General features: G+C 73.4%; 23 protein-coding genes and 1 pseudogene. 11 read left to right on the top strand and 13 right to left on the bottom strand.

From position 1 onward, the window contains the following. Positions 1–18: 18 nt before the first annotated feature. Positions 19–2,157, bottom strand: coding sequence for an excinuclease ABC subunit UvrB (uvrB, locus tag SCK26_RS28105; RefSeq protein WP_318204125.1), 2,139 nt, complete (start codon positions 2,155–2,157; stop codon positions 19–21). Positions 2,158–2,197: 40 nt separating this feature from the next. Further along, entirely contained in the window at positions 2,198–3,076 is an 879-nt protein-coding gene (locus SCK26_RS28100; RefSeq protein ID WP_318204124.1) for an MHYT domain-containing protein, read from the bottom strand. Between the two features lie 277 nt (positions 3,077–3,353). Between SCK26_RS28100 and SCK26_RS28095 the strand changes: the two genes are divergently transcribed. Both SCK26_RS28095 and SCK26_RS28090 read left to right on the top strand, forming a co-directional pair. Beyond that, a complete protein-coding gene (locus SCK26_RS28095) occupies positions 3,354–4,226 on the top strand; it encodes a glycerophosphodiester phosphodiesterase (protein ID WP_318204123.1) in 873 nt (290 codons plus the stop codon). A 40-nt stretch (positions 4,227–4,266) separates the two neighbouring features. Continuing rightward, positions 4,267–4,821, top strand: a complete 555-nt coding sequence (locus SCK26_RS28090) for a methylated-DNA--[protein]-cysteine S-methyltransferase (protein WP_318204122.1) — start codon at positions 4,267–4,269, stop codon at positions 4,819–4,821. A 67-nt stretch (positions 4,822–4,888) separates the two neighbouring features. Here SCK26_RS28090 and SCK26_RS28085 read toward each other — a convergent pair whose 3' ends face one another. Then, positions 4,889–5,317: a VOC family protein gene (locus SCK26_RS28085; RefSeq protein WP_318204121.1), complete on the bottom strand. Its 429-nt coding sequence runs from the start codon at positions 5,315–5,317 to the stop codon at positions 4,889–4,891. A 100-nt stretch (positions 5,318–5,417) separates the two neighbouring features. Here SCK26_RS28085 and SCK26_RS28080 point away from each other — a divergent pair, with 100 nt between their 5' ends. Together SCK26_RS28080 and SCK26_RS28075 are read left to right on the top strand one after the other, a co-directional pair. Continuing rightward, positions 5,418–6,323: a pseudouridine-5'-phosphate glycosidase gene (locus SCK26_RS28080; RefSeq protein WP_318204120.1), complete on the top strand. Its 906-nt coding sequence runs from the start codon at positions 5,418–5,420 to the stop codon at positions 6,321–6,323. Beyond that, positions 6,308–7,243 (top strand): carbohydrate kinase family protein, encoded by a 936-nt coding sequence (locus tag SCK26_RS28075; protein WP_318204119.1) that lies wholly within the window; start codon positions 6,308–6,310, stop codon positions 7,241–7,243. Before SCK26_RS28080 ends, SCK26_RS28075 begins: the two co-directional genes overlap by 16 nt. A 40-nt stretch (positions 7,244–7,283) precedes the next feature. Here the strand turns inward: SCK26_RS28075 and SCK26_RS28070 are convergent, their stop codons facing one another. Then, positions 7,284–8,078: a methyltransferase gene (locus SCK26_RS28070; RefSeq protein WP_318204118.1), complete on the bottom strand. Its 795-nt coding sequence runs from the start codon at positions 8,076–8,078 to the stop codon at positions 7,284–7,286. A 177-nt stretch (positions 8,079–8,255) separates the two neighbouring features. On the opposite strand from SCK26_RS28070, the gene corA reads away from it, so the two are divergent. Beyond that, on the top strand, positions 8,256–9,383 hold the full coding sequence (gene corA, locus SCK26_RS28065; RefSeq protein ID WP_318204117.1) for a magnesium/cobalt transporter CorA: 1,128 nt from the start codon (positions 8,256–8,258) through the stop codon (positions 9,381–9,383). A 49-nt stretch (positions 9,384–9,432) separates the two neighbouring features. On the opposite strand, the gene SCK26_RS28060 is transcribed toward corA, so the two are convergent. Then, positions 9,433–9,846, bottom strand: a complete 414-nt coding sequence (locus SCK26_RS28060; RefSeq protein ID WP_318204116.1) for a PPOX class F420-dependent oxidoreductase — start codon at positions 9,844–9,846, stop codon at positions 9,433–9,435. A gap of 81 nt (positions 9,847–9,927) precedes the next feature. Beyond that, a complete protein-coding gene (locus SCK26_RS28055; protein ID WP_318204115.1) occupies positions 9,928–10,560 on the bottom strand; it encodes a uridine kinase in 633 nt (210 codons plus the stop codon). Positions 10,561–11,205: 645 nt separating this feature from the next. Between SCK26_RS28055 and SCK26_RS28050 the strand changes: the two genes are divergently transcribed. Beyond that, entirely contained in the window at positions 11,206–12,693 is a 1,488-nt protein-coding gene (locus SCK26_RS28050) for a glutamate synthase subunit beta (RefSeq protein ID WP_318204114.1), read from the top strand. 90 nt (positions 12,694–12,783) lie between these two features. Here SCK26_RS28050 and SCK26_RS28045 read toward each other — a convergent pair whose 3' ends face one another. Next, on the bottom strand, positions 12,784–13,308 hold the full coding sequence (locus SCK26_RS28045; RefSeq protein ID WP_318204113.1) for a carboxymuconolactone decarboxylase family protein: 525 nt from the start codon (positions 13,306–13,308) through the stop codon (positions 12,784–12,786). Positions 13,309–13,355: 47 nt separating this feature from the next. Between SCK26_RS28045 and SCK26_RS28040 the strand changes: the two genes are divergently transcribed. Beyond that, positions 13,356–14,795, top strand: coding sequence for a PLP-dependent aminotransferase family protein (locus tag SCK26_RS28040; RefSeq protein ID WP_318204112.1), 1,440 nt, complete (start codon positions 13,356–13,358; stop codon positions 14,793–14,795). Positions 14,796–14,996: 201 nt separating this feature from the next. Here the strand turns inward: SCK26_RS28040 and SCK26_RS28035 are convergent, their stop codons facing one another. Both SCK26_RS28035 and SCK26_RS28030 read right to left on the bottom strand, forming a co-directional pair. After that, a complete protein-coding gene (locus SCK26_RS28035; protein WP_030605199.1) occupies positions 14,997–15,251 on the bottom strand; it encodes a DUF397 domain-containing protein in 255 nt (84 codons plus the stop codon). Then, positions 15,252–16,112: a helix-turn-helix transcriptional regulator gene (locus SCK26_RS28030; RefSeq protein ID WP_318204111.1), complete on the bottom strand. Its 861-nt coding sequence runs from the start codon at positions 16,110–16,112 to the stop codon at positions 15,252–15,254. A 188-nt stretch (positions 16,113–16,300) separates the two neighbouring features. Here SCK26_RS28030 and SCK26_RS28025 point away from each other — a divergent pair, with 188 nt between their 5' ends. Together SCK26_RS28025 and SCK26_RS28020 are read left to right on the top strand one after the other, a co-directional pair. Beyond that, positions 16,301–17,098 carry an ATP-binding protein gene (locus tag SCK26_RS28025; protein ID WP_412080788.1) on the top strand — a complete coding sequence of 266 codons (798 nt, stop codon included), beginning with the start codon at positions 16,301–16,303 and terminating at the stop codon, positions 17,096–17,098. Further along, entirely contained in the window at positions 17,095–17,553 is a 459-nt protein-coding gene (locus tag SCK26_RS28020; protein ID WP_318204109.1) for a hypothetical protein, read from the top strand. The genes SCK26_RS28025 and SCK26_RS28020 overlap by 4 nt, the downstream gene beginning before the upstream one ends. 110 nt (positions 17,554–17,663) lie before the next feature. On the opposite strand, the gene SCK26_RS28015 is transcribed toward SCK26_RS28020, so the two are convergent. From SCK26_RS28015 to SCK26_RS28000, 4 genes are all read right to left on the bottom strand, one after another. After that, positions 17,664–17,840 carry a hypothetical protein gene (locus SCK26_RS28015; protein ID WP_318204108.1) on the bottom strand — a complete coding sequence of 59 codons (177 nt, stop codon included), beginning with the start codon at positions 17,838–17,840 and terminating at the stop codon, positions 17,664–17,666. Positions 17,841–18,020: 180 nt separating this feature from the next. Then, positions 18,021–18,665, bottom strand: coding sequence for a DUF899 domain-containing protein (locus tag SCK26_RS28010; protein ID WP_318204107.1), 645 nt, complete (start codon positions 18,663–18,665; stop codon positions 18,021–18,023). A gap of 134 nt (positions 18,666–18,799) precedes the next feature. Then, a complete protein-coding gene (locus tag SCK26_RS28005; RefSeq protein ID WP_318204106.1) occupies positions 18,800–20,170 on the bottom strand; it encodes an amidohydrolase in 1,371 nt (456 codons plus the stop codon). 168 nt (positions 20,171–20,338) lie between these two features. Continuing rightward, a complete protein-coding gene (locus SCK26_RS28000) occupies positions 20,339–22,381 on the bottom strand; it encodes an FUSC family protein (RefSeq protein WP_318204105.1) in 2,043 nt (680 codons plus the stop codon). 243 nt (positions 22,382–22,624) lie between these two features. Between SCK26_RS28000 and SCK26_RS27995 the strand changes: the two are divergent. Beyond that, positions 22,625–22,954: pseudogene (locus SCK26_RS27995) on the top strand (RidA family protein); the annotation flags it as partial. A gap of 57 nt (positions 22,955–23,011) precedes the next feature. Then, positions 23,012–23,479: a GNAT family N-acetyltransferase gene (locus SCK26_RS27990; RefSeq protein WP_318206110.1), complete on the top strand. Its 468-nt coding sequence runs from the start codon at positions 23,012–23,014 to the stop codon at positions 23,477–23,479. The last annotated feature ends 10 nt before the right edge of the window (positions 23,480–23,489 follow it).

Below are 23,489 nucleotides of genomic sequence, written 5' to 3'. Positions count from 1 at the left end.
TCGGCGGCGGTGCGGGGCTCAGGCGAGGCCGGCCTCCCGCATCTGACGCAGTTCCTTCTTCATCTCGGAGACCTCGTCGCGCAGCCGGGCCGCGACCTCGAACTGCAGCTCCGCGGCGGCGGCGCGCATCCGCTCGGTCATCTCCTCGATCTGCCCGGCCAGCTCGGCCGCCGGACGGTCGGTGGGCACCGTCTTGCCCTTGGCGCCCTTCGTGGCCTTGCCGGCCTTGGCCGCCTTGTCGCCGAGCGACGGAACCGGGGCCTTCGCGCCCTTGCCGTCCTTCGTCTTGCGGTAGCCGGAGCCGAGGAGCTGTTCGGTGTCGACCTCCTCGCGGGCGATCTGCGCCACGATGTCGTTGATCTTCTTGCGCAGCGGCTGCGGATCGATGCCGCGGGCCTTGTTGTAGGCGATCTGCTTCTCCCGGCGGCGATTGGTCTCGTCGATGGCCTTCTCCATCGCCGGGGTGATCTTGTCGGCGTACATGTGGACCTGGCCGGAGACGTTGCGCGCCGCGCGGCCGATGGTCTGGATCAACGAGGTGCCGGAGCGCAGGAAGCCCTCCTTGTCGGCGTCCAGGATCGCCACCAGCGACACCTCGGGCAGGTCCAGGCCCTCACGGAGCAGGTTGATGCCGACCAGGACGTCGTACTCACCGGCGCGCAGTTCGCGCAGCAGCTCGATGCGGCGCAGGGTGTCGACGTCGCTGTGCAGATAGCGCACCTGGATGCCGAGTTCCAGGAAGTAGTCGGTGAGGTCCTCGGCCATCTTCTTGGTCAGCGTGGTGACGAGGACCCGCTCGTCCTTCTCGGTGCGCTTGCGGATCTCGTGCACCAGGTCGTCGATCTGGCCCTCGGTGGGCTTGACCACGACCTCCGGGTCGACCAGGCCGGTCGGGCGGATGATCTGCTCCACGACGCCGTCCGAGCGGGACAGTTCGTAGGCACCGGGGGTGGCCGAGAGGTAGACGGTCTGCCCGATGCGCTCCTGGAACTCCTCCCACTTCAGGGGGCGGTTGTCCAGGGCGGAGGGCAGGCGGAAGCCGTGGTCGACCAGGGTGCGCTTGCGGGAGGCGTCGCCTTCGTACATCGCGCCGATCTGCGGGACCGTGACGTGCGACTCGTCGATGACGAGCAGGAAGTCGTCCGGGAAGTAGTCCAGCAGGGTGTTGGGCGGGGAACCGGGGGCACGGCCGTCGAAGTGCAGCGAGTAGTTCTCCACGCCGGAGCACGAGCCGATCTGGCGGAGCATCTCGATGTCGTACGTGGTGCGCATCCGCAGCCGCTGGGCCTCCAGCAGCTTTCCCTGCCTCTCCAGCTCGCCGAGACGCTCCCCCAGCTCCTTCTCGATGTCGTTGACGGCCCGCTCCATGCGCTCGGGGCCGGCGACGTAGTGGGAGGCGGGGAAGACGTAGAGCTGCCGGTCGTCGCTGATGATCTCACCGGTGAGCGGGTGGAGCGTGGACAGCGCCTCGATCTCGTCGCCGAACATCTCGATGCGGACGGCCAGCTCCTCGTAGACCGGGAAGATCTCGATGGTGTCGCCGCGGACCCGGAAGGTGCCGCGGGTGAACGCCATGTCGTTGCGCGTGTACTGGATGTCCACGAAGCGGCGCAGCAACTCGTCGCGGTCGATCTCGTCGCCGACCCGGAGCGGGACCATGCGGTCCACGTACTCCTGCGGCGTACCGAGGCCGTAGATGCAGGACACCGAGGCGACCACGACGACGTCGCGGCGGGTGAGCAGCGAGTTGGTGGCCGAGTGACGCAGGCGCTCGACCTCCTCGTTGATCGAGGAGTCCTTCTCGATGTAGGTGTCCGACTGGGGGACGTACGCCTCGGGCTGGTAGTAGTCGTAGTACGACACGAAGTACTCGACGGCGTTGTTGGGCAGCAGCTCGCGGAACTCGTTGGCGAGCTGGGCGGCCAAAGTCTTGTTCGGCGCCATCACGAGGGTGGGGCGCTGGAGCTTCTCGATCATCCACGCCGTGGTGGCGGACTTGCCGGTGCCGGTCGCGCCCAGCAGGACGACGTCCTTCTCACCGGCCTGGATGCGCCGGGCCAGGTCGGCGATGGCCGCCGGCTGGTCGCCACTGGGCTGGTAGGGACTGACGACCTCGAAGGGCGCCACCGTGCGTTCGATGTGGGAAACGGGCCGCATGTCATCCACCGTACGACCCCGCACTGACAACCGGTCCCGGTCAGCGGTTCTGCGGGGTGCGGGTGCGGTGGTGCCCGGTCCGGTGGACCGGCCCGTGCTCCTGGTGGAGGGCGGAGTGGCCGACCTCGTGGGAGGCGACGGCGGCGGCCGGGACGCCCGGTTTGTGTTCGACGGGCGTCCAGTCGGGGCCGCCCACGACCATCAGCGGGTCGAAGACCACGACGACACCCGCGATGAGCAGGAAGGCGAGCGGGCCGATCAGCATCGGTGCGAGCGCCGACGCCGCCGACCCGCCGCCGGCGGCGTGGGAGGCGCCGTCGAGATGGACGCCGACGGCCGCCATCCCGGTGTAGTGCATGCCGCTGACCGCGAGCCCCATGACGAGGCTGGCGCCCACGCTCCACAGGAAGCCCCGCACCTGTCCGGCGGCCCACAGGGCGGCGGTGGCGGCGACGACCGCTATGACGACGGAGATCGCGACGGTGAGCGTGTTGTAGGTGAACCGCCCGTGGAAGCGGACGCCCGCCATGCCGAGGTAGTGCATCGAGGCGACGCCGAGGCCGGTGATCGTGCCGCCGGTGAACAGCGGGGTGCCGGTGGCGCCGCGGTAGCCGACGATGAAGATCCCGACGCCGACCATCACGATGGCGAGTCCGAGGCTCGCGTAGGTGATCGGCTTGTCGTAGTGGATCGGCGCCTCCTTGATGGAGAAGCCCATCATGGCGACGAAGTGCATGGTCCATATGCCGGAGCCGATCGCCGCGGAGCCGAGGGCCAGCCAGGCGGGCCGCCGGGAGTGTGTGACCAGCAGGGACCGTGTGGTGCAGCGCAGGCCGAGGGCACCACCGAGGCAGGCCATCAGATAGGCCACCAACGGGGTGACGGCCCCGTAGCTGAATCCGTCGATCGTGCCTTGCATCCGCGGCTGCCCTTCCGCCTTCTTGCGTCCCGGAATACCTGAATGTGCCCCCGTCCCAGGACCGCGCGGGCGGTCAGGGTGTCGCAGAGAGTATGACTCCCACCGGAATGGTCGAACGACTTTCCGGCAAAGAAACACGCCCTTGCCGCAGATGTGCGCCACCGGTGTGCGGAGTTGGAACGTCCCTCTTCGGTTTGTGGCCATCGTGCGCCCGGGTGCCGTTGACGTCCCGCTGTCAGTCTGGTGCTGTCGGTATCCCCGGACGGGAGGAGTACGGATGTACGCGCGCGTGGTCGCCGGCGCGGTCGCCGCGGCCCTGGGAACGGCGGCGGTCCTACTGAGCCCCGGCTCCGACGCCCGGGCGGGCGACACCGGCACGCCCGCCGTCATCGCCCACCGGGGCGCCTCCGCCTACGCGCCCGAGAACACGCTGGCCGCCCTCGACAAGGCCGCCGAGCTGGGTTTCTCCTGGGTCGAGAACGACGTCCAGCGCACCAAGGACGGGGAGCTGGTGGTCCTCCACGACGACAGCCTCCAGCGCACCACCGACGTCGAGGACGTCTTCCCGGGCCGGGCCCCGTGGAAGGTCCGGGACTTCACCGCCGCGGAGATCGCCCGGCTGGACGCGGGCCGCTGGTTCTCCCCGGTGTACGCGGGCGCGCGTGTGCCGACGCTGACGCAGTACATGCGCCGGGTCGAGCACAACCACGAGAAGCTGCTCCTGGAGATCAAGAATCCGGAGCTGTACCCGGGCATCGAACAGCAGACGCTGAAGCTCCTCGGCAACGAGGGCTGGCTGGACGGCCGGCACCGGGACCGGCTGATCGTGCAGAGTTTCGGCACCGACAGCGTGCGGACCGTCCACGAGCTGAAGCCGGCGGTCACCACCGCCTGTCTGGGCACGCCCGCCGTGACGGAGCTGGACCGGCTCGCGGGCTTCACGGACCTGGTCAACCCCGCGCACGCGTCGCTCACCCGGGAGTACGTCTCGGCGGTGCACGGCTTCCACGGGCCGCACGGCCAGCCGCTCGGAGTGTTCGCCTGGACGGTGGACGACGCGGCCACCGCCCGCCGGGTCGCCGGTTACGGGGTCGACGGGATCATCACGAACAAGCCGGATGTGGTGCGGGCGGCCCTCGGATCGGACTGAACGGGCCTGCGTTGTCAGTGGCGGGCCGTAGCGTGTGCGTATGGACAGCCTGGGACAGGACGAACAGCGGGTCGTGTGGGCCGTCATCGGCACGGACATCGGCCCGTTGATGCTGGCGGCGACCAGGAACGGCCTGGTCAACGTGGTCTTCCATGCCTCGGACGCGGTGCGTGACCGAGCGCTGGAGCGGCTGGCCGCCCGGCTGGGCGGACGACCCGTGGAGGATCCGGACTCTCCGCTGCTCGCGGAGGCGATACGGCAGCTGCGGGCGTATTTCGCGGGCGAGCGGTACGACTTCGACCTGCCGCTGGACTGGTCGCTGATCTCCGGGTTCAACCGGCAGGTGCTGCGCGAGCTGGCGTCCGGTGTGCCGTACGGCAACGTGGTCGGCTACGGCGATCTGGCGGGGCGGGTCGGACAGCCCGGCGGCGCGCAGGCGGTGGGCGTGGCGATGGGGTCCAACCCGCTGCCGGTGGTGGTGCCGTGCCACCGGGTGGTGGAGAGCGACGGCGGCATCGGCGGTTTCGGCGGCGGGCTGGAGACCAAGCGGAAACTGCTCGCGCTGGAGGGTGTGCTGCCGGAGCCGCTGTTCTGACCGGCCGGGCCGCACGGCGTCGGCGGCGCGGGCCGGCAAGACGTCCGCGGCGCCGTCCCGGACCCGGCTAGTCGTAGTGGCGGGCCTCGAAGACGTTGCCGTCGGGGTCGCTGAAGTAGAAGCTGCGCGTGGCGTCGCCGCGGGCGCCCGACAGACCGGGGTCGATGCCGGACACGGGGACGCCGTGGTCCTCCAGGCGGGCGCGCAGGGCGTCGAAGGCGTCGGCCGGCAGGGCCAGGCAGACGTGGTTGACCGGGTGGCCCGCGCTGCCGGCCGAGCCGGGCAGCATCCTCATGCGTGCGGCGAGGCCGTGCGGGGCGAGGTCGAGGAGTGTCTCCTCGTTGACGCGCACGGAAGGGAAGGACACCTTGCCCTCGGCGTACTCGGTGACCCCGACCGGTTCCAGGCCCACGGCCGTTTCGTAGAAGGCGGCCGCGGCGACCGGGTCGGCCACCCACAGGACCACGTGGTCGAGACGCGTGCTGTTTGTCGTCATAGGACCCAGGCTGCTGGCCTCCCCCACGGTCCACAAGCGTTTAGCCGCGGCCCGCGCCCGCCAGAGATGAGGAAGGACCGGCGGACAGGAGGGCGGGCACATGGTGCTGGTGGTGTCGGAAGAGGTCCGGGAGGCGATCGGCGCGCGGCGGCCGGTGGTGGCTCTGGAATCCACGATCATCGCGCACGGCCTGCCCCGCCCGCGCAATCTCCAGGTGGCGCTCGAACTGGAGGAGGCGGTACGGCGGGAGGGCGCCGTACCCGCGACGATCGCCGTGCTCGACGGGCGGCCCCGGGTCGGTCTGGGCGAGGAAGAGCTGGAACGGGTCGCGAACGAGGACATACGCAAGCTGGGCCACCGCGACCTGCCGCTCGCCGTGGCGGCGGGGGTGAGCGGGGCGACCACCGTGTCGGCGACGGCACGGCTGGCCGCGCTGGCCGGCATCCGGGTGTTCGCCACCGGCGGGCTGGGCGGTGTGCACCGGGAATGGACGGTCACCCAGGACGAGTCGGCCGACCTGGGGCTGCTGGCGCGGACCCGCATCACGGTGGTGTGCGCGGGCGTGAAGTCGATCCTGGACGTGCCGGCGACGCTACAGCGGCTGGAGACGCTGGGCGTGGCGGTCGCCGGGTACGGCACCGACCGGTTCCCGGGCTTCTATCTGGCGGACTCGGGACATCCCGTCGACTGGACGCTGGACACCCCGGAGCAGGTCGCCGCCGTCATGCGCGCGCAGGACGCGCTGGACGCGCCGGAGTCGGCGCTGATCGTCGCCCGTCCCGTCCCGGAGGCGGACCAGCTCGATCCCGCTCTGCACGCGCACGTGCTCGCCGAGGCGCTGAGCGCCTGCGCGGAGCGGGGCGTCAGCGGGCAGGCGGTGACACCGTTCCTCCTGGACCACCTGGTCCGGCACACCGACGGCGCCTCGCTGCGGGCCAACCTCGCGGCGGTGCGCGGCAACGTACGGCTGGCGGCGCGGATCGCCACGGCATGGGCCAGGGGGTGAGCGCGGAGCGGAACGGAGCGCTGCTGGTCGTCGGGGACGTGGTCACCGACGTGGTGGCCCGGCACCGGGGGCCGCTCGCGGCCGGCACCGACACGGCCGCCGTGATCCGGACGCTGCCGGGTGGCGCGGGCGCCAACGTGGCCTGCTGGGCGGCGTACACGGGCGGGGCGGACGTACGGCTGCTGGGACGGGTGGGCGCGGATTCCGTGGCGTGGCACGAGCGGGAGCTGGTCGCGGCCGGAGTACGGCCCCGGCTGGTGGTGGACGCGCAGGCGGCGACCGGGACGGTGATCTGCCTCGTCGACGGCGGAGCGGCGGCCGAGCGGACGTTCCTGACGGACAGCGGCGCGTCCCTGCGGCTGGGTCCCGCCGACTGGTCGGACGCGTTGCTCGACGGAGTGGGCCGGCTGCATCTGTCGGGCTATCTGCTGTTCACGGAGTCGAGCCGGGCGCTGGCCGCGACGGCGCTCGCGGCGGCCCGCGCCCGCGGCGTGCCGGTCAGCCTGGACCCGGCGTCGGCCGGCTTCCTGGCCGAGTTGGGTGCGGACCGCTTTTTGGCGTTCGCGCGGGGGCTGGAGGTGCTGCTGCCGAGCCGGGACGAGGCGTGCCTGCTGACCGGGCTGCCGGATCCGGCGGACGCGGCGGCCGAGCTGAGCCGTCTCGTGCCGTTGGTGGTGCTCAAGGCCGGGGCGGACGGGGCGCTGGTGGCCCGGCGCGGCGCCGTGCCGACCCGGGTCCCGGCCCTGCCGGTGGCGCCCCGGGACACCACGGGGGCGGGTGACGCCTTCACCGGAGCGTTCCTCGCCGCCCTCCTGGCGGGCGCGGACCCGGAGGAGGCGGCGGCACGGGGCTGCCGGGCGGGCGCGGAGGCGGTCCGGCGGATCGGCGGCAGACCACCGCACCGGGACGGCGGAGGCTAGGACAAGGTCCCGCCGGGTGCGTCCTCCCTGCTGCGGGTGGCTATGCCTTGTGGCCCCAGGCCGAGATCATCGGGGCGGTGGCCAGGTCCATGGCGCCGGACTCCACGTTGGCCAGGTGCTGGTCGATCTCCGCGTCGGTGGCGAGGCCCGCGGCGACCAGCCGGTCACGGATCTGGCGGACCGTCGCGGCCTCCAGGGCGGTGCAGGCGGGCGAGGTCACGGGGAAGTACGCGTCGGCCGCCACGCCGTGCAGCCCGGCCTCGCGGAGCAGGCGAGGGAGCTTGCGGCCGTAGGACAGGTCGGCGCCCCGGTCGGCGAGCAGCTCGCGGAAGCCGTGGCGCAGCCGGTTGGCGAGCCGCTGCTCCGGGCCGGACTCGTCGGGGCAGAGCAGGGGCTGGAGGGCGGGGTCGGCGTCCTCGACGAGCAGCCGTCCGCCGGGCCGCAAGGACTTGATCATCGACCGCAGGGCCCGTTCCCGGTCGGGTACGTGGACGAGGACGAGCCGGGCGTGGACCAGGTCGAAGCCCTCCCCCGGCGGCTCGTCGGCGCCGACGTCGTGGACGCGTACCTCCACCGGCGGGCGGGCCGCGGCAGCGAGCCGGGAGGTGTCGATGTCGGTGGCGACGACCTGCCCGGCCGGCCCCGCCTTCTCGGCGAGCCAGGACACGACGGAGGTGCCGCCGGCCCCGACTTCCCAGCAGCGCAGGCCCGGTCCGGCGCCGAGTGCTTCGAGGTGCCGGAAGGTCGTCGGGTCGAAGAGCGTGGCGAGGGCGTCGAAGCGCCGGCCCGCCTCGTTCTGCCGGTTGTCCAGGAGATATCCGTCGGATCGCGTCATGCCGCCGATCCTCGCAGCCGCCCGGGCCGGCGGGGGTGACCGGCCGTTGTCCACAGGCGGGAACCAAGCGGAACTCCCTGTTCCCACAGGCCCGCACACGCCTTGCCCGGGACTGGCAGACTTGCGGGGCAAGGCGCGAAGAGCGTTGAGCTCGGAGATCCACGCGAGGAGATCCAGATGTCCATGGCAGGGAATCTGCGCAAGGTCACGGGGCTGGACAGGGTCGGCGGCCTGCGCAAGGTGGCGCGGCTGGCCAGGCGCCGGCCGCGCGTGGACCTGAGCCATCCCGCCAGATCGCCCCTGGGTTCCTCGGTGGTGAACTGCGTGACGTATCAGGACGGCGTGCGCGTCTCCGGGTGCGCCGAACTGGAGGACGCCGTACGGCTGGTGCGCAAGACCGGCGAGGGCTTCGTCTGGCTCGGGCTGCACGAGCCGACGGAGCGTGAGTTCGCCGGGGTCGCCGAGCTGTTCGACCTGCATCCGCTGGCGGTGGAGGACGCGGTCGAGGCGCATCAGCGGCCGAAGCTGGAGCACTACGGGGACACGCTCTTCGCGGTGTTCAAGACGGTCTGCTATGTGGAGCACGAACGGCTGACGGCGACCAGCGAGGTGGTGGACACCGGCGAGATCATGGTGTTCGTCGGCAGGGACTTCGTGATCACGGTGCGGCACGGCCGGCACGGCTCGCTCGGCCCGTTGCGCGAGGAGCTGGAGACGGATCCGCGGCAGCTGGCCAAGGGGCCGGCGGCGGTGCTGCACGCGATCGCCGACCATGTGGTGGACGAATATCTGAACGTCACGGACGCGGTGCAGGCCGACATCGACCAGGTCGAGACGGAGGTGTTCTCGGAGAACGGCGCGCGGCTCGACCCCGGCCGCATCTACCAGATGAAGCGTGAACTGCTGGAGCTGAAACGGGCGGTGGTGCCGCTGGGCCGCCCGGTGGAGGATCTGGCGACCCGGCCCCTGCGGGTCGTCGACCCGGAGATACAGACGTACTTCCGGGATGTGCTCGACCATCTGATCCGGGCCAAGGACCAGATCGCCGCGTTCGACGAACTGCTCAACTCCATTCTCCAGGCGCACCTGGCGCAGGTGACCGTCGCGCAGAACGAGGACATGCGGAAGATCACGGCCTGGGCGGCGGTGATCGCCGTGCCGACGATGGTGTGCGGGGTGTACGGCATGAACTTCGACCACATGCCGGAGCTGCGCTGGCGGTTCGGCTATCCGTTGGTCATGGCCGTGATGGCGGCGGGCTGCCTGCTGCTGTACCGGGGCTTCCGGCGCAACGGCTGGCTCTGAGCGGCGGGCAGGCCCTCCCGGCCGCCCGGGCCCGGCGCCGGCCGCCCGGTCAGGCCGAGAAGGACACGATCTTCCGCGGGACGAGCCTGACGATCACTCGGATCTCGTCGTCCTTCTCGGCCGGCGGGTCGATGCCGAGGTACTTGTGGGACAGCTCGCGCGGGAGCTGTTTCTCCTCGTCCGGCAGGATCTCGGCGACGCCTCTGATCTCGGCCGAGTGGTAGGGGTTCGCCAGGTCGAAGACGGAGAGGCTGATCCGCGGGTCGCGGCGGAGGTTGCGCACCTTCTGGCGGCGTTCGACGGACGAGAAGAGCACGCTGTCGCCCTCGCGTTTGATCCAGACCACGGAGTTCTGCGGGGCACCGTCGGGGCCGAGCGTGGCGACGCTGGCGAAGTTCTTGCCGTCCAGCAGGGCGCGGAGGGAGTCGTCGAAGGTGACGGGGGCAGCGGGTGGGGTCGTCATGACAGCACCCTAGTTGCATGCGCGCGCATATAAAAGGGCTGACTGGATCATCAGGGTGAATCCGGGAACGCCACGCTCGGATCAGCCGCTCCACGCGGGGTGGCGCGGGTCGTCGGCGCGGACCAGGACGTCCGCCGTGCCGGCCGGATCGGCTTCGGCCTCGTAGCGCTCGAAGGCGGGGAGGGTCCAGTGGTCGGCCTCGGCGGTACGGCGGCGCAGGGCGCCCGCGGAGAGGAGGAGATGCACGGTCAGATCGAAGGGAAACCAGTGACGCAGCAGGAGGGGGCCGTGGAGCAGCAGGATCCCGCCGGGCGGGAGGTGGACGTAGGGGCTGCGGGTGGCCCGGTCGGTGACCGGGTCCCACAGGTCGGGCAGGATCCGCCCGCTGCCCCCGGGATCGAGCGGGCCGAAGACCTCCCGCCACAGGGCGCCCGTGTCGAACCAGCCGCTGTAGTACGACTCGGCGTCCCGCCGGCCGTGCTCCAGGCGCAGCGAGGCCGGGCGCAGGAAGCCCTCGGTGCCGATGACGAGGGAGGGACGGCCGCGTACGCGCAGCGCTTCGCCGACACGCGTGGCGAGGTCTTCCGGCCGAGCGGCCGGGGCGCCGTCGATACCGACGCGCGGCCAGGCCCCTCCGTCGGCCGGCGCCGCGTCGGCCAGCCGGTCGGCGAGCCGCTCGGCCAACCGGTCCCAGGTGATCGCTTCGAGTCGCACGGCCCCCATGATGCCGGGTGGCCCGGCGGCCCGACGAGACCGTCCGGGACCGGGCACCTGTCGGGCGACGGGCGGTTCACGGCAGTGGTCGCGGCGGAGATCCGCCGGCTGTGCCCCGGTTGTCGCGCCGAGCGGGTCCGGGTGATCGCGGCGCACAGGTCGGTGCGGGACGGCGGGCGGGTCGGACGCGGCACGGTCGGGCGGACACTGGCCGAAGGGAGTGGTGCCCGAGGAGGCGGCGATCTCCACGGCCTCGGCGGGCGTACGGCAGGCGGGGACGTCGTAGGGCCAGTTGCCGATGACGGGTGCCGGGGGACGGCACCGGATCGGGCCGGCTGTGTGCGGAGCGTGTTGCGCGAGGCGGTGGGAGGCCGAGGTCGGTGAGGGTGCGAGCTGCGGAGGGAGCGGTGAGGAAGCGGGTTCTGTCTCGCGGGGAGGGTGGCGTGGTGACGGGAGGGATCGCCGTAGCCGTCGTGCGGCCCGTTCCGCTGGTCGTGTTCGTCGGCCGGGCGGTGCAGAAAGCGCTGTCCGCCGCTCTGCGCGGGCGCCTCCGGGGACGTATCGTGGCCGCAGGAGTGCTGCCCGACGACGCACGGACCTTCGTACACCCGGCGCCTGTGGTGCCCCGTACGCGAGGAAGACGCCATGGCCGATCCCAAGGGGTTCATGACCACACCGCGCCAGGAGTGGCCGCGACGGCCCGTCGAGGAGAGGGCGCGGGACTGGGACGAGGTGTACGTCCCCGGAGCGCTGCTGCCGATCATCAGCGAGCAGGCCGACCGCTGCATGGACTGCGGCATCCCGTTCTGCCACCACGCCTGTCCGCTCGGGAACCTCATCCCCGAGTGGAACGACCTGGTCGCGCGGGAGGACTGGCGGGCCGCGAGCGACCGGCTGCATGCCACCAACAACTTCCCCGAGTTCACCGGCCGGTTGTGCCCGGCGCCGTGCGAGGCGGGGTGTGTGCTGGCGATCAACCAGCCGGCCGTCACCATCAAGAACGTGGAGTGCGCGATCGCCGACCGGGCGTGGGAGGAGGGCTTCACCCCGGCCCGGCCGCCCGAGCGGCTCTCCGGGAGGACGGTCGCCGTCATCGGTTCCGGGCCCACCGGGCTGGCCGCGGCGCAGCAGCTGACCCGGGCCGGGCACACGGTCGCGGTGTACGAGAAGGACGACCGGATCGGCGGGCTGATGCGGTACGGCATCCCCGAGTTCAAGATGGAGAAGCGGCATCTGGAGCGGCGGGTCGGGCAGATGCTGGCCGAGGGGACGAAGTTCCGTACCTCTACGACGGTCGGCCGGGATGTCCCGGCGGAGGAGCTGCGGAGCCGGTACGACGCGGTGGTGATCGCCACGGGAGCCACCGCGTGGCGGGAACTTCCGGTGCCGGGGCGGGAGTTGCGCGGGATACACCAGGCGATGGAGTATCTGCCGCTGGCGAACCGGGTGTGCGAGGGGGATCTGGAGGTCTCGCCGTTGTCGGCCGCCGGCAAGCACGTGGTGATCGTCGGCGGCGGAGACACCGGGGCGGACTGTCTGGGCACGGCGGTGCGCGAGGGCGCCGCGTCCGTCACGCAGCTGGACATCTACGCCCAGCCGGGTGCGGAACGCGACGAGGACAGCGAGCCGTGGCCGACCTATCCGAAGATCTACCGGCTGTCGGCCGCGCACGAGGAGGCGCGGGAGCTGCGGACTGCGCCCGCGGCGGACGCGGACGCACGGCTGTTCGCGGCGTCCACGCTCTGCTTCACGGGAGACGAGAGGGGGAATGTGCGGGCCCTGCACCTGGTGGAGGTCGACGAGCGGCGGCTTCCGCGGCCGGGCACCGGGCGGGCGCTCCCGGCCGACCTGGTGCTGCTCGCCCTGGGATTCTCCGGACCGGACCGGCGCGACGGGCTGATCGAGCAGCTGGGGCTGGCGCTGGGGCCGCGCGGCACGCTCGCCCGGGACGACGGTTTCGCGACCGGTGTCCCCGGTGTGTTCGCCGCGGGCGACGCGGCACGCGGGCAGTCGCTGATCGTGTGGGCGATAGCGGAGGGCCGGGCGGTCGCGGCGGCCGTGGACCGCTATCTGACGGGAAGTTCCCGGCTCCCGGCCCCGATCGCGCCCACGGACCGGCCGATGACCGTCTGATCGGCGGCGCCCCCGGCCGCGTCCTGGCCCCACGGCCGCCCGGCCGGCAGGCCCGCCGGCACCATCCCGCAGGGCGCACGCCCCGCCGCGTCAGCCGGTGCGTTCGTCCGTGCCCGCCGTCTTCTGCGTGGCCAGGGCCACGCGGTTCCACGTGTTGATGGTGAGGATCAGGGACAGGACCCGGGCCAGTTCACTGTCCTCGAAGTGGGCTGCGGCCTCGGCGTAGACGGCGTCCGGGACGCCGCCGTCGGCGATCAGGGTCACCGCCTCGGTGAGGGCCAGCGCGGCCTGCTCCTTCGGGGTGAAGAAGTGCCGGGCCTCGCGCCAGACGGCGACCAGGTGGAGCCGGTCCTCGCTCTCGCCGGCCTTGCGGGCGTCGTTGGTGTGCATGTGCAGGCAGTAGGCGCAGTGGTTGAGATGGGAGGCGCGGATCTGGATCAGTTCGACCAGGGCCGGGTCGAGGCCCGCGCGGGCGGCGGCGTCGAGGCGGATGATCGCGCGGTTGACCTCGGGCGCGGCCTTCGCGAAGTCCAGGCGGGTGCGGGCGGCCTCGGCGGCGGCGATCCCGGCGGTGGGGTCGAAGGTGCTGGTGGTGGTGTGCGTGTCCGTCGTCATGTGCTCCACCGTAGGAGGCGGAAAGACCGGTTGTAGGGTGCATTTCCATGGCGGAATCGTGGGTCAATTCGGCGGAGCGGATCGGCGTCGACCTGCATCTGGAGCTGTCCGGGCCGGGTGGCCGGCGGGCCGCGCTGACCCGGGCGCTGCGGGATGCGGTGCGCGGTGGCCGGCTGGCCCCGGGCACCCGGCTGCCGCCGTACCGGTCGCTCGCCGTGGACCTGGGCGTGGCCCGCAACACGGTGGCCGACGCGTACGCGGAACTGGTCGCGGAGGGCTGGCTGACCGCCCGGCAGGGTTCCGGTACCCGGGTCGCCGAGCGGGCGCGACCGCCGCGCCGGGCCGTGCGTGCGCCGGCGCACGCGCCGTCACGCGCGCGGGGCCCGCGGCACGATCTGCGGCAGGGCACACCGGACGCGTCGGCCTTTCCGCGCGCGGCGTGGTCGGCCTCGTACCGGCGGGCCCTCCAGGCGGCGCCGAGCGAGGCGTTCGGGCCGGGCGATCCCGCCGGTCGCCGGGAGCTGCGGGAGACGCTGGCGGAGTACCTGGCACGCGCGCGCGGGGTGCGCGCCGAGCCGGACCGGATCGTGATCTGCTCGGGTTTCGCGCACGCGCTGCGGCTTCTCTTCGGCCGGGACACGCCGGGCGGACCGGCCGGAGGCGCGGTGCTGCGCGGTCCGCTGGGCGTGGAGGCGTACGGTCTCGGCTTCCACCGGGACCTGCTCGCGGCGGCCGGCGTGCGCACCGTACCGCTGCCGCTGGACGAGCACGGGGCGCGGGTGGCGGCGCTCGGGCGTGAGCGGGCGGTGCTGCTGACGCCCGCGCACCAGTTCCCGACCGGCGGACCGCTGCGTCCGGAGCGGCGGTCGGCGGTGATCGACTGGGCTCGCGCGCGGGACGCGGTGGTGCTGGAGGACGACTACGACGGCGAGTTCCGCTACGACCGCCGGCCCGTCGGCGCGCTCCAGGGTCTCGATCCGGAGCGGGTGATCCACATCGGGTCGGTCAGCAAGAGCCTGTCGCCGGCGCTGCGGCTCGGCTGGATGGTCCTGCCCGAGCGGTACGTGGAGCCGGTGCTGGCGGCGAAGGGCGAGCGGGAGGGATGGGCGAGCGTGCCGGACCAGTTGGCGCTCGCGGACTTCGTGGCCGGCGGGTCGTACGACCGTCATGTGCGGCGGATGCGGCAGCGGTACCGGCGCCGGCGGGACCGCCTCGTCGGCGCGCTGGCCGAGCGGGCGCCGCACATCGAGGTGACGGGCATCGCGGCGGGGCTGCACGCGGTGCTGCGGCTGCCGCCCGGCGCGGAAGGGCCGGTGCTGGAGGCCGCCGAGCGGCGGGGCGTCGCCCTCGACGGCCTCGCCGCGTTCCGCCATCCGGACGCCCCGACGACGGCCGGCGACGGTCTGGTGGTGGGGTACGCGACCCCGGCCGAGCACGCTTACGGGGCGGCGCTGGAGGCGCTGTGCGAGGTGCTTGCGCCGGGATGAGTCCCGTACTCCCGGGCGGCGCGCCCGCGGCGGAGGAGACCTGCGGTGATCAGGACCAGGCCGGCGAGGAGGCGGGCGGACTCCGCGTGGCGGGCTGTGGCGTGCCGGTCGCGGACTACGGACAAGTCGGGGTCATGACAGGCGAGTCGAGCCAGGTGTCCGGAGACTTCGACGGGGTACCGGGCCGGGCCGCCGGTGCGTTCAGGACAGCAGGAAGTCGGCCACCCCCGCCTTGGCGCCCTCTATGAACGCGGTCATCTCGTCCATGGTGTAGATCAGCGCCGGCCCGTCCGGATCGGTCGACTGGCGCACGGCGATCCGGCCGTCGGCGAGCTTCATCGCCTCCAGGCAGTTCCCGCCGTTGCCGCCGCTCCAGGGCTTGTGCCACCCCTCGCTGCCCAACTCCCGCGCGGGCATGCCGTTGTAGACGCGTCCGCGGGGCGTGATGCGGTCCATTCACAGCTCCTTGCGGAGATCCCGGAGGATCTCCTTCGTGCGTTGTGCCGTAGCGGCCTGCGCCGCCATGCGGTCCATGACCTCCAGGTGGGTCGCCACCTCGGTGCGCGCGTCCAGATAGACGGCGCCGGTCAGGTACTCGCTGTAGACCATGTCCGGCAGTTCGGGCATGGCGAATCGGAACAGCACGAAGGGCCCGTACGTCCCCGGGTGCGGCCCGTTGGCGAACGGGGCGACCTGGAGCGTCACATGGGCCGACTCCGTGGCCTCGAGCAACTTGTCGATCTGCGCGCGCATCACCTCGGGGCCGCCGACCGGACGGCGCAGCGCGGTCTCGTCCATCACCGCCCAGAAGCGGGGGGCGTCGGACCGGGTCAGCAACTCCTGGCGCTGCATGCGCAGGGCGACATGGCGTTCGATGTCGTCCGGGCTGGTCTGGCCGATGGCGCCGGACTTCAGCACGCCGCGCGCGTAGTCCTCGGTCTGGAGCAGGCCGGGGACGAAGTGCGGCTCGTAGGAGCGGATGAGGGCGGCCGCGCCCTCCAGGCTGACGTACATCGAGAACCAGCCCGGCAGGATGTCGTGGAACCGCTGCCACCAGCCGGGCCGGTTCGCCTCCTCGGCCAGCCGGACGAAGACGTCGGCCTCGTCGTCGGGGACGCCGTAGGCCTTCAGCAGCAGTTGCAGATACGGGATCTTGAGGGCGACCTCCGCCGTCTCCATGCGGCGGACGGTGGCGGGGGCGACGTGGAGGACCCGGGCGGCCTCCTCGCGCTTCAGCCCGGCGCGTTCCCGCAGGTCCTGCAGGCGCCGGCCGAGGACCACCTGGCCCACCGTCGGCGCGGACCGCGGTTCGCTCACGCTCCCACCTCCACCGTAAGCCTCCACCGAAAGTTTCCCGACAGCCCTGCGGCGCCACTCGAAAGTTCATTCGAAGACCGGGTCCGGTCTCCGACGACTCCAATTGGCGCCGCGCGAGGTGCTGTTGCGAGCAGTGTGCCACGCTCCCTGACAGAGTCCACAACACTCTGCATTTTTCAGAGTGACTCTTGCCAAGTGTCCGCGCCGCGGCGATAGTGGCAGACGTGATTCCGTCCGCGCCTTTAGGAACAGACGCCGCCGGCCGTGCCGGTCGTGGCGCCGAGGGGGGTATCCCCGCGCGAGCCGGTTCGGGCCTGGTGGAGGGGGCGTCCCTCCAGGGAGGCGCGACCGGCCGCAGGTTCCGCTTCGAGCTGGCCGCCCACCCCGGTTCCGTCGCCCGGGCGAGACGTCTGACCCAGGCCCGGCTGTCCGGCTGGTCGGTCTGCGCGGACACCTGTGACAGCGCGGCCCTGGTCGTCTCCGAGCTGGTCACCAACGCCATCGTGCACACCGCGAGCAGCCGCGTCGTGTGCGAGCTGCACGACCACGACGACATGCTCCGCATAGCCGTCCAAGACGAGGGCTGTGCTCCTGGCGAGCCCCACCCGTCCCCGCAGCGACCCGACGAGGAGCACGGGAGGGGGTTGCTTCTCGTCGACGCGCTGTGCCGGGCCTGGGGCGCCCAGGAGCACGGCCCCGGCCTGCTGGTCTGGGCCGAACTGCCCCGCACCGCCGATACCGCCGGGGATCCGGCCGAACCGCGCGCCGACCTGGGCTGGGGCGCCCGCCCCAAGCCGGGCCGCCCGGACGACTCCGGCGAGGACCAGCAGGCCACGGCGGACCGGGAGGCGGGACGGCACCGCGATCCCTCGCTCCCCGAGCACCGCGACGGTGGCCCCGCCCCCACCGAGCGACGGCCCCACACGGCGCCGGAGCAGCGGCCGTACCGCGCGCCCGAACAGCGCCGTCACCGGGAGCGGCCGTGACGGCCGCCGCCGGACCCGGTCGCGGTATCGGTGACGGCCAGGAGAACGCCCTCGGCCTGGACACGCTCATCCGGCTGCAACGCCGGCGGCCGGGCCCGGAACCGCGACCGGGCCACCGGCTGCCGCTGCCGGACGGCATGACCGCGCCGCTCGGCTGTGACGCCGTGGCCGTGCCCGACCGCCTCGGCCCGCTCGTCGCGCCCCTGCTGCCGCGGGTGGGCTGCGTGTACACCGACGGCTCCCAGTGGTGGTGGATCGTGCCGTCGGACTCCGACTACGCCCTGCCCTGGCCCTCTCCGGCCCGCTACACGGCGGGTGCCCTGGTCACCGGCTCCGCCCGGCTGATCCACCACCCGGCGGGCACGGTCCCGTACACCCCGCCGATCCCGCTGTACCTGGCCCTGTGCCGGGTGACGGGTACGGCTCCGGACTGGTCGCGGGCGGCATCGGCGTAACCCCGCACGCCTTTCCTGCGCCGCGCACGCCCCGCGAAGCCCCCGTACACCCAGGCGCCCCCGCGCACCTCCTCACGCCCCGTACTTCTCCCCCGCCCCGCCCGACCGGCTCACTCGATCGTCCCGCCACCGCGCACGATCACCAGGAAGGTGTCCGTCGCGAGGTCCATGACGACCTCGGCGGGCAGGCCCTCCATCCGTCGTGCGTGGGCGAACTCCTCCGCGGGCCAGGAGCCGCGCGGACCACCGGCGGGAAAGCATTCGAGCACGGTTCGCCCGTTCACCATCTCGCACCTCCAGAAACGTCGTACGTGTAAGGAGTCAACGCCCTGGAGAGGGGAACGCCTCGCCCGGTGACGGTACTGAGACCTAGCCGACACCGGTTCGGCGCGGACCGTGAGGATCCGTTCACCTGCCGACACGGACCGCACGCCGGGTAGCGGCCCCGGTACGCCCGCCGGGAGTCGTCAGAAGTCGTACTCGTCGTGCAGCCGCAGCCGGTCGCTGCCGGCGGGGTCGCGGCCGAGCGCGGTGAGGTCGAGCAGGGCCGCGGTGGTGCCCAGCACGTCCAGCCCGTCGTCGTACAGCGAGTAGGTGTGGAAGACCCGGTCGTGGTCGCGCAGGAAGCAGCTGACGCCCGGGCGTTCGACCGGTTCGCCGTCCGCTTCGACGGTGGCCTGGAAGTCACGGTTGAAGTCGCTGTGCGCCGAGGAGTACCACGGCACCGCCCAGCCCATCCGCGCCTTGAACGGCAGGATCCGGGTGAACGGCGCCCGGGAGACGGCCGCGAAGGCGGTGTTCCGGGCGCGCAGGTGGGCGAGGTGGCCGATCTGGTCCAGGAAGGCCGCGCAGCACGGGCAGCCGGTCTCCCACTCCGGCGCGAACATGAAGTGCTGGACGACGAGTTGGGCCCGGCCCTCGAAGAGGTCGAGGAGGGTGGCCTTGCCGTCGCCGCCCTCGAAGACGTACTCCGGGTCGACCTCGACCATGGGCAGCTTCCGGCGCTCGGCGTCCAGGGCCTCGCGCGCCCGCCTGACCGCGTCCTCCTTGCGCCGCAACTCCTCGCGCGCCGCGCGCCACCGCTCGCGCGAGACGATCTCCGGAAACGACATCCCAGCCCTCCTGTCCGACGGTCCGTTCGGGGTGCTGACCGTCGGCGGGCGCGGAACTCATCGCGACGGAGGGGGAGTTTTTCGGCCAGTCTCGGCGGGCCCCGATGACCGCCGCGTTCCGGTGGACGGCCGGGTCAGGTGTCGTACCGCTGGATGCGCCGTCCGTGGCCGCGCGCGGTCAGTCCGGGCAGCCGGTCCGTCAACTCCCGTACGACGTCTTCCACGTCGAGGGTGAGCAGGACACGGTCCCGCATCAGGACGCGGCCGTCGACGATCGTCGTACGGACGTCGGCCGCGCGGGCACTGTGCACCAGGGTGGCGGCGAGGTCGTGGACCGGCTGGGTGTGCGGGCCGGTGAGGTCGACGAGGACGAGATCGGCGCACCGGCCGGGCGCGAGGGAGCCGATCCGGTCTCCCAGGCCGACCGCGCGGGCACTCTGCGAGGTGGCGTGGTGCAAGGCCTGGCGGGCGGTCAGCCAGCGCGGGTCGCCCTCGGCGGACTTCTGGATCAGGGACGTCAGCGCCATGGCCTCCCACACGTCGAGGGAGTTGTTGGAGGCGGCGCCGTCCGTGGCGAGGCCGACGGGGACGCCGGCCGCGCGCAGGGCCCGTACCGGAGTGGTGGTGGGCCAGGCGAACTTCAGATAGCCGCGGGGGGCGGTGGCCACCGCCGTACGGCCGCCCGTGCGTTCCAGCAGCGGCAGGTCCCGCCCCAGGATGCCGGTGCCGTGGGCGATGAGCAGGTCGATGCCGAGCAGGCCGGCGCGGTCGAGGACCTCGATGGGGGTGCGGCCGTGCCGGGCGAGGCTGGTGTCGGTCTGGTCGCGGTTCTCGGCGGCGTGGATGTGGACGGGCAGACCGTGGGCGCGGGCGAGTTCGGCGGTGGCGGCGAGGTCGCCGTCGGTGACGGTGTAGGGGGCGTGCGGGGCGAGGGCGGTGGTGATACGGCCCTCGGCGGTGCCGCGCCGGCGGAGCGCGAAGTCCAGGGACGCCTCCCGGCCCCGGGGCCCCTGGCCGGAGAAGTACACCTCGCCGAGGTGCGCGCGCAGTCCGCACTCGGCGACGACGTCGGCGACCGTGTCCATGTGGAAGTAGTGGTCGGCGAAGCAGGTCACCCCGCCCCGGATCATCTCGGCGCAGGCCAGCCGCGCGCCCAGTGCCACGTCCCGCTCGGTGAGGTTGGTCTCGACGGGCCAGACGACGTCGTTGAACCACTCCTCCGTCGGCAGGTCCTCGGCGAGCCCGCGCAGGGCCACCATCGGGGCGTGCGTATGGCAGTTGACCAGACCGGGCAGCGCGATCTGTCCGTGTGCCTCGATCCGCGTCACGGCCGGCACGTCCCGCGCGGCGGCGGCCGTGGTGACCGCGTCGATCAGCCGGTCGCGGACGACGATCGCGGCGTCCTCGCGGAATCCGATCCGTTCCGCGTCGTCGTGCACCAGGACGGCACAGCCGGTGACGACGAGGTCGGCGGGAGAGCCGCCCGGGGTCCCCACGTCATTCATGGGACCAACGTACGGGTCCGTCGTTGCGCCGACGGGGAATTCTCGGTACGGCTACGGCGGTTTGGTGCGGCCACGGCGGCCCGGTACGGCACGACGGCCCCGGTACGGCTACGGCGGCTTGCCGCGGCCGCGACGGGTCCGGGTCCCGGCGGCGACGGCCCGGTGCGGCTACGCGGCGGCCGGCAGCGGCATCCGTACGCCCCGCTGCCCCAGCCGCTCCAGCTCCCCCAGCGCCTCCCGCAGCCGGCGGATGTGCCGAGGGGTGAGCCGCCCGGTGTCGTCGAGGTGCACGGCGCAGGCCGTGGTGGTGTCCACGAGCCGTTCGAGCGCCTCGGCGACGGCGTCCGTGCCGGCGGTGTGCCGGGCGAGGGCGGGCAGTTCGGCGCCGGCGACCGCGATGGCGGTCCGCGCCTCGGCGAGGGTCCGGTAGGCCTCCCGGCGCAGCGCCCACCGCTCGGCACGGTCCCCGGGCCCGTCGGACGAGACGCGCCGCTCGGCACCGGCCCCGGACCGCCCCGGCCGCGCCCACCGCTCCTTCCGCGGCTCACCGGGCAGCGCCCACCGCCCGGCACGCACCCCCGGCTCGACCGTGTGCCCGTCCCCGGGGTCGCCCAGGACGTGCCGCAGGTAGGCGTGGGCCGCGCCGCCGGCCGCCGCGAGCCGGTCGCGCACTCCGCCGCCCCGCTTCCCCGGCATCGGCAGGTGCCCCACCACCAGGACCAGCGCGCAGGCCAGCAGGGTCTCGCCGATCCGGCTGAGCGAGGCCTGCGGTTCGCCACCGGCCATGACCAGGGCGAGGACGAGGACGGTCACGACGGCGGTGAGCGCCGCGAAGTGCCGGGTGGCGACCGGTATGACCGCCCCGCACACCGCCACCAGCGCGATCAGCCCGGCCGGGCGGGGCAGCAGCTCGGCCAGGCCGGCGAAGACCAGGGCGCCGAGCACCGTACCGGCGGCCCGGCACAGCACCCGTGACGCGAGCGGGCCGAGGTCGGGCTTGACGAGGAAGACGGCGGTGGCGGGCAGCCAGTACCAGTGCGCGTGCTGCCCGTACCAGCGGGCGTGGTGCAGGGCCTGGGCGATGCCGGCGCTGGCGCCGAAGCACAGGGCGACGCGCAGGCCGTACTCGCGCCCGCCGGCGCCCAGCGCCGCCCGCAGCGCGTGCCGTGGGCCGCGGCGCCGCCCGAGCAGTCCGCGGTGGGCGCCGTCGCCCCGGTCGAAGGCTTCGGCGGCGCGCAGCAGGGCGTCGTCCAGGGCGCGCAGGGCGGGGAGCGCGGGGGCTTCCTCGGCGGCGCCGAGCCGGGCGCGGGTCGGGTGCGGAGCGGGCAGCGGGCCGGGGCCGGCGTCGCGGCGGACGGCCGCGGCGAGCCGCCGGGGCCCCTGCGCCGCCCGCGCCGGCACCGGCTCCCCGGCCCAGCACAGGGCGGTGGCGGCCTCGGCGAGGGGCAGCGCCGCCGCGAACCGCGCGTGCAGCCGGCGTTCGGCCGCGGAGCCGGCGTGCCCGCGCAGCCGGGGTCCTGCGAGGGCGTCCTGGGCGTGGTCGAGCGCGGCGGTGAGCGCGGCCCGCCGGGCGGTGGCGTGCTCGCCGCCCACGGCCTCGACGAGCGCGGCGATCGCGTCGTACACACCGGCGACCGCGGCCCGCTCCCCGTCGAACCGGAAGTCCCCGGCGAGCGAGCCGGGGGTGGGCAGGACGAGCCGCAGCACGATCAGCCAGCCGGCTCCGGCGAGGAAGGCGAGGGCGCCCTGCCAGCCGGGGTCGGCCGCCGGCGTCCCGGCGCCGACGGCGGCGGCGACGAGCAGCTGGGTCCCGGCGGCGGAGGCCACGGGCCCGACGGCGCTGATGCCGCCGGCGGCCAGACCCAGCGCGGTGAGCGCCAGGGTCAGCGGTACGGCGGCCAGCCCGTGCCCGGCGTACGTGCCCACGAGCAGTCCGGCCGCTCCGGCCAGCGCGGGTACGCCGAGCCGGCGCACCGAGGCGCGCCGGCCGCCCGGCCGGTCGTTGATGCCGACGAGCATCGCGGCGATGGCGGCGAGCACCCCGAGCGCCGTCCGGCCGAGGAGCATCCCGGCGAGCAGCGCGGGCCCGGCGGCGAGGGCGCCCCGGCACACCGCGCTCCAGGGGACGGGTTCGCGCTGGGCGCGGAAGGCGTGGGCGAGCCAGGGGGGTACGGCGGGCACGGCGGGCCGGGACACGGGGCTCCTGTTCATACGAGGGCGAGGGTGGGCCTTCGGACGACGGTGGCCGGTGGAGGTGGTTCCAGAGTAGATCGCGTTCCCCTCGCGAACGGAACGCTCACGTTTCGCCGGTGTGAAACCTGCGGCGACGGCCGTTTTCTTTATGAACGCAACGCCCGGCGGTCTCCTCGGCGCCGGTAATTCGGATGCGGGCGGCACCGAGCGGACCGGATCATCGGGAAGCTCGTCCGCCCACCCCCTTCAGGAGCCGCTTCCGTGATCCGGCGTGTGACCGTCCCCACCCTGTTCCCCCCGCCCGCCTACGCGCACGCCTCGGTCGTCGAGGCCGGCACGAAGCTCGCGTTCCTCGCCGGGGCCGTGCCGCTGACCGCCGACGGGGAGCTGGTGGGCCCGGGGGATCCGGTGCGCCAGGCCGAGCAGGTGCTCGCCAACCTGCGCGAGCAGCTGCGGGCCGTCGGCAGCGGTCTGGAGCATGTGCTGGTGACGGACGTGTACGTGGTCGGCGACACCGCGGCGCTGTCCGCGGTGTGGCGGGTCGTGGAGTCCTCGGGACTGAGCGCGGGCCCGCACTCCTCCACGCTGCTCGGCGTGTCCTGCCTCGGATACCCCGGCCAGCTCGTGGAGATCACGGCCACGGCCGTGGTGCCGGAGCCGGCGGCGGACGCGGTGGTGCTGCGCCGTGCGGTGGCGGCCGACGCCCGTGCCGTAGCCGATGTCTACTTGCGGTCCTTCCACACCGCGCTGCCGGACGTCGTCCGCCCGCACACCGACGACGAGGTGCGGTACTACTTCCGGGAGGTCGTGGTGCCGTCGCGGGAGACCTGGGTGGCGGAGGCGGCCGGGGCCGGTGTGGTCGGGCTGATGGTGCTGGACGGGGAGACGCTGGACCAGCTGTATCTGGACCCCGAGTGGCGCGGGCGGGGCATCGGGGACCGGTTCGTCGCGCTGGCCAAGGAACGCAGCCCGGACGGGCTCACCCTCTGGACGTTCCAGGCGAACAAGCCCGCCCACCGCTTCTACGAACGGCACGGCTTCACCGCCGTGGACTTCACCGACGGCAGCCGCAACGAGGAGCGGGAACCGGACGTCCGCTACGACTGGCGTCCCTGAAGCGGGCGAT

The sequence above is a fragment of the Streptomyces sp. SCL15-4 genome, from assembly GCF_033366695.1.
In the GTDB taxonomy this organism is placed as follows: Bacteria; Actinomycetota; Actinomycetes; order Streptomycetales; family Streptomycetaceae; genus Streptomyces.
This window is presented reverse-complemented; position numbering and strand designations above follow the sequence as displayed.

Excerpts from the sequence above, each read along its gene's own strand:
- uvrB (WP_318204125.1), bottom strand. The coding sequence starts at position 2,157 with ATGCGGCCCGTTTCCCACATCGAACGCACGGTGGCGCCCTTCGAGGTC.
- SCK26_RS28100 (WP_318204124.1), bottom strand. The coding sequence starts at position 3,076 with ATGCAAGGCACGATCGACGGATTCAGCTACGGGGCCGTCACCCCGTTG.
- SCK26_RS28095 (WP_318204123.1), top strand. The coding sequence starts at position 3,354 with ATGTACGCGCGCGTGGTCGCCGGCGCGGTCGCCGCGGCCCTGGGAACG.
- SCK26_RS28090 (WP_318204122.1), top strand. The coding sequence starts at position 4,267 with ATGGACAGCCTGGGACAGGACGAACAGCGGGTCGTGTGGGCCGTCATC.
- SCK26_RS28085 (WP_318204121.1), bottom strand. The coding sequence starts at position 5,317 with ATGACGACAAACAGCACGCGTCTCGACCACGTGGTCCTGTGGGTGGCC.
- SCK26_RS28080 (WP_318204120.1), top strand. The coding sequence starts at position 5,418 with ATGGTGCTGGTGGTGTCGGAAGAGGTCCGGGAGGCGATCGGCGCGCGG.
- SCK26_RS28075 (WP_318204119.1), top strand. The coding sequence starts at position 6,308 with ATGGGCCAGGGGGTGAGCGCGGAGCGGAACGGAGCGCTGCTGGTCGTC.
- SCK26_RS28070 (WP_318204118.1), bottom strand. The coding sequence starts at position 8,078 with ATGACGCGATCCGACGGATATCTCCTGGACAACCGGCAGAACGAGGCG.
- corA (WP_318204117.1), top strand. The coding sequence starts at position 8,256 with ATGTCCATGGCAGGGAATCTGCGCAAGGTCACGGGGCTGGACAGGGTC.
- SCK26_RS28060 (WP_318204116.1), bottom strand. The coding sequence starts at position 9,846 with ATGACGACCCCACCCGCTGCCCCCGTCACCTTCGACGACTCCCTCCGC.
- SCK26_RS28050 (WP_318204114.1), top strand. The coding sequence starts at position 11,206 with ATGGCCGATCCCAAGGGGTTCATGACCACACCGCGCCAGGAGTGGCCG.
- SCK26_RS28045 (WP_318204113.1), bottom strand. The coding sequence starts at position 13,308 with ATGACGACGGACACGCACACCACCACCAGCACCTTCGACCCCACCGCC.
- SCK26_RS28040 (WP_318204112.1), top strand. The coding sequence starts at position 13,356 with ATGGCGGAATCGTGGGTCAATTCGGCGGAGCGGATCGGCGTCGACCTG.
- SCK26_RS28035 (WP_030605199.1), bottom strand. The coding sequence starts at position 15,251 with ATGGACCGCATCACGCCCCGCGGACGCGTCTACAACGGCATGCCCGCG.
- SCK26_RS28015 (WP_318204108.1), bottom strand. The coding sequence starts at position 17,840 with ATGGTGAACGGGCGAACCGTGCTCGAATGCTTTCCCGCCGGTGGTCCG.
- SCK26_RS28010 (WP_318204107.1), bottom strand. The coding sequence starts at position 18,665 with ATGTCGTTTCCGGAGATCGTCTCGCGCGAGCGGTGGCGCGCGGCGCGC.
- SCK26_RS28005 (WP_318204106.1), bottom strand. The coding sequence starts at position 20,170 with ATGAATGACGTGGGGACCCCGGGCGGCTCTCCCGCCGACCTCGTCGTC.
- SCK26_RS28000 (WP_318204105.1), bottom strand. The coding sequence starts at position 22,381 with ATGAACAGGAGCCCCGTGTCCCGGCCCGCCGTGCCCGCCGTACCCCCC.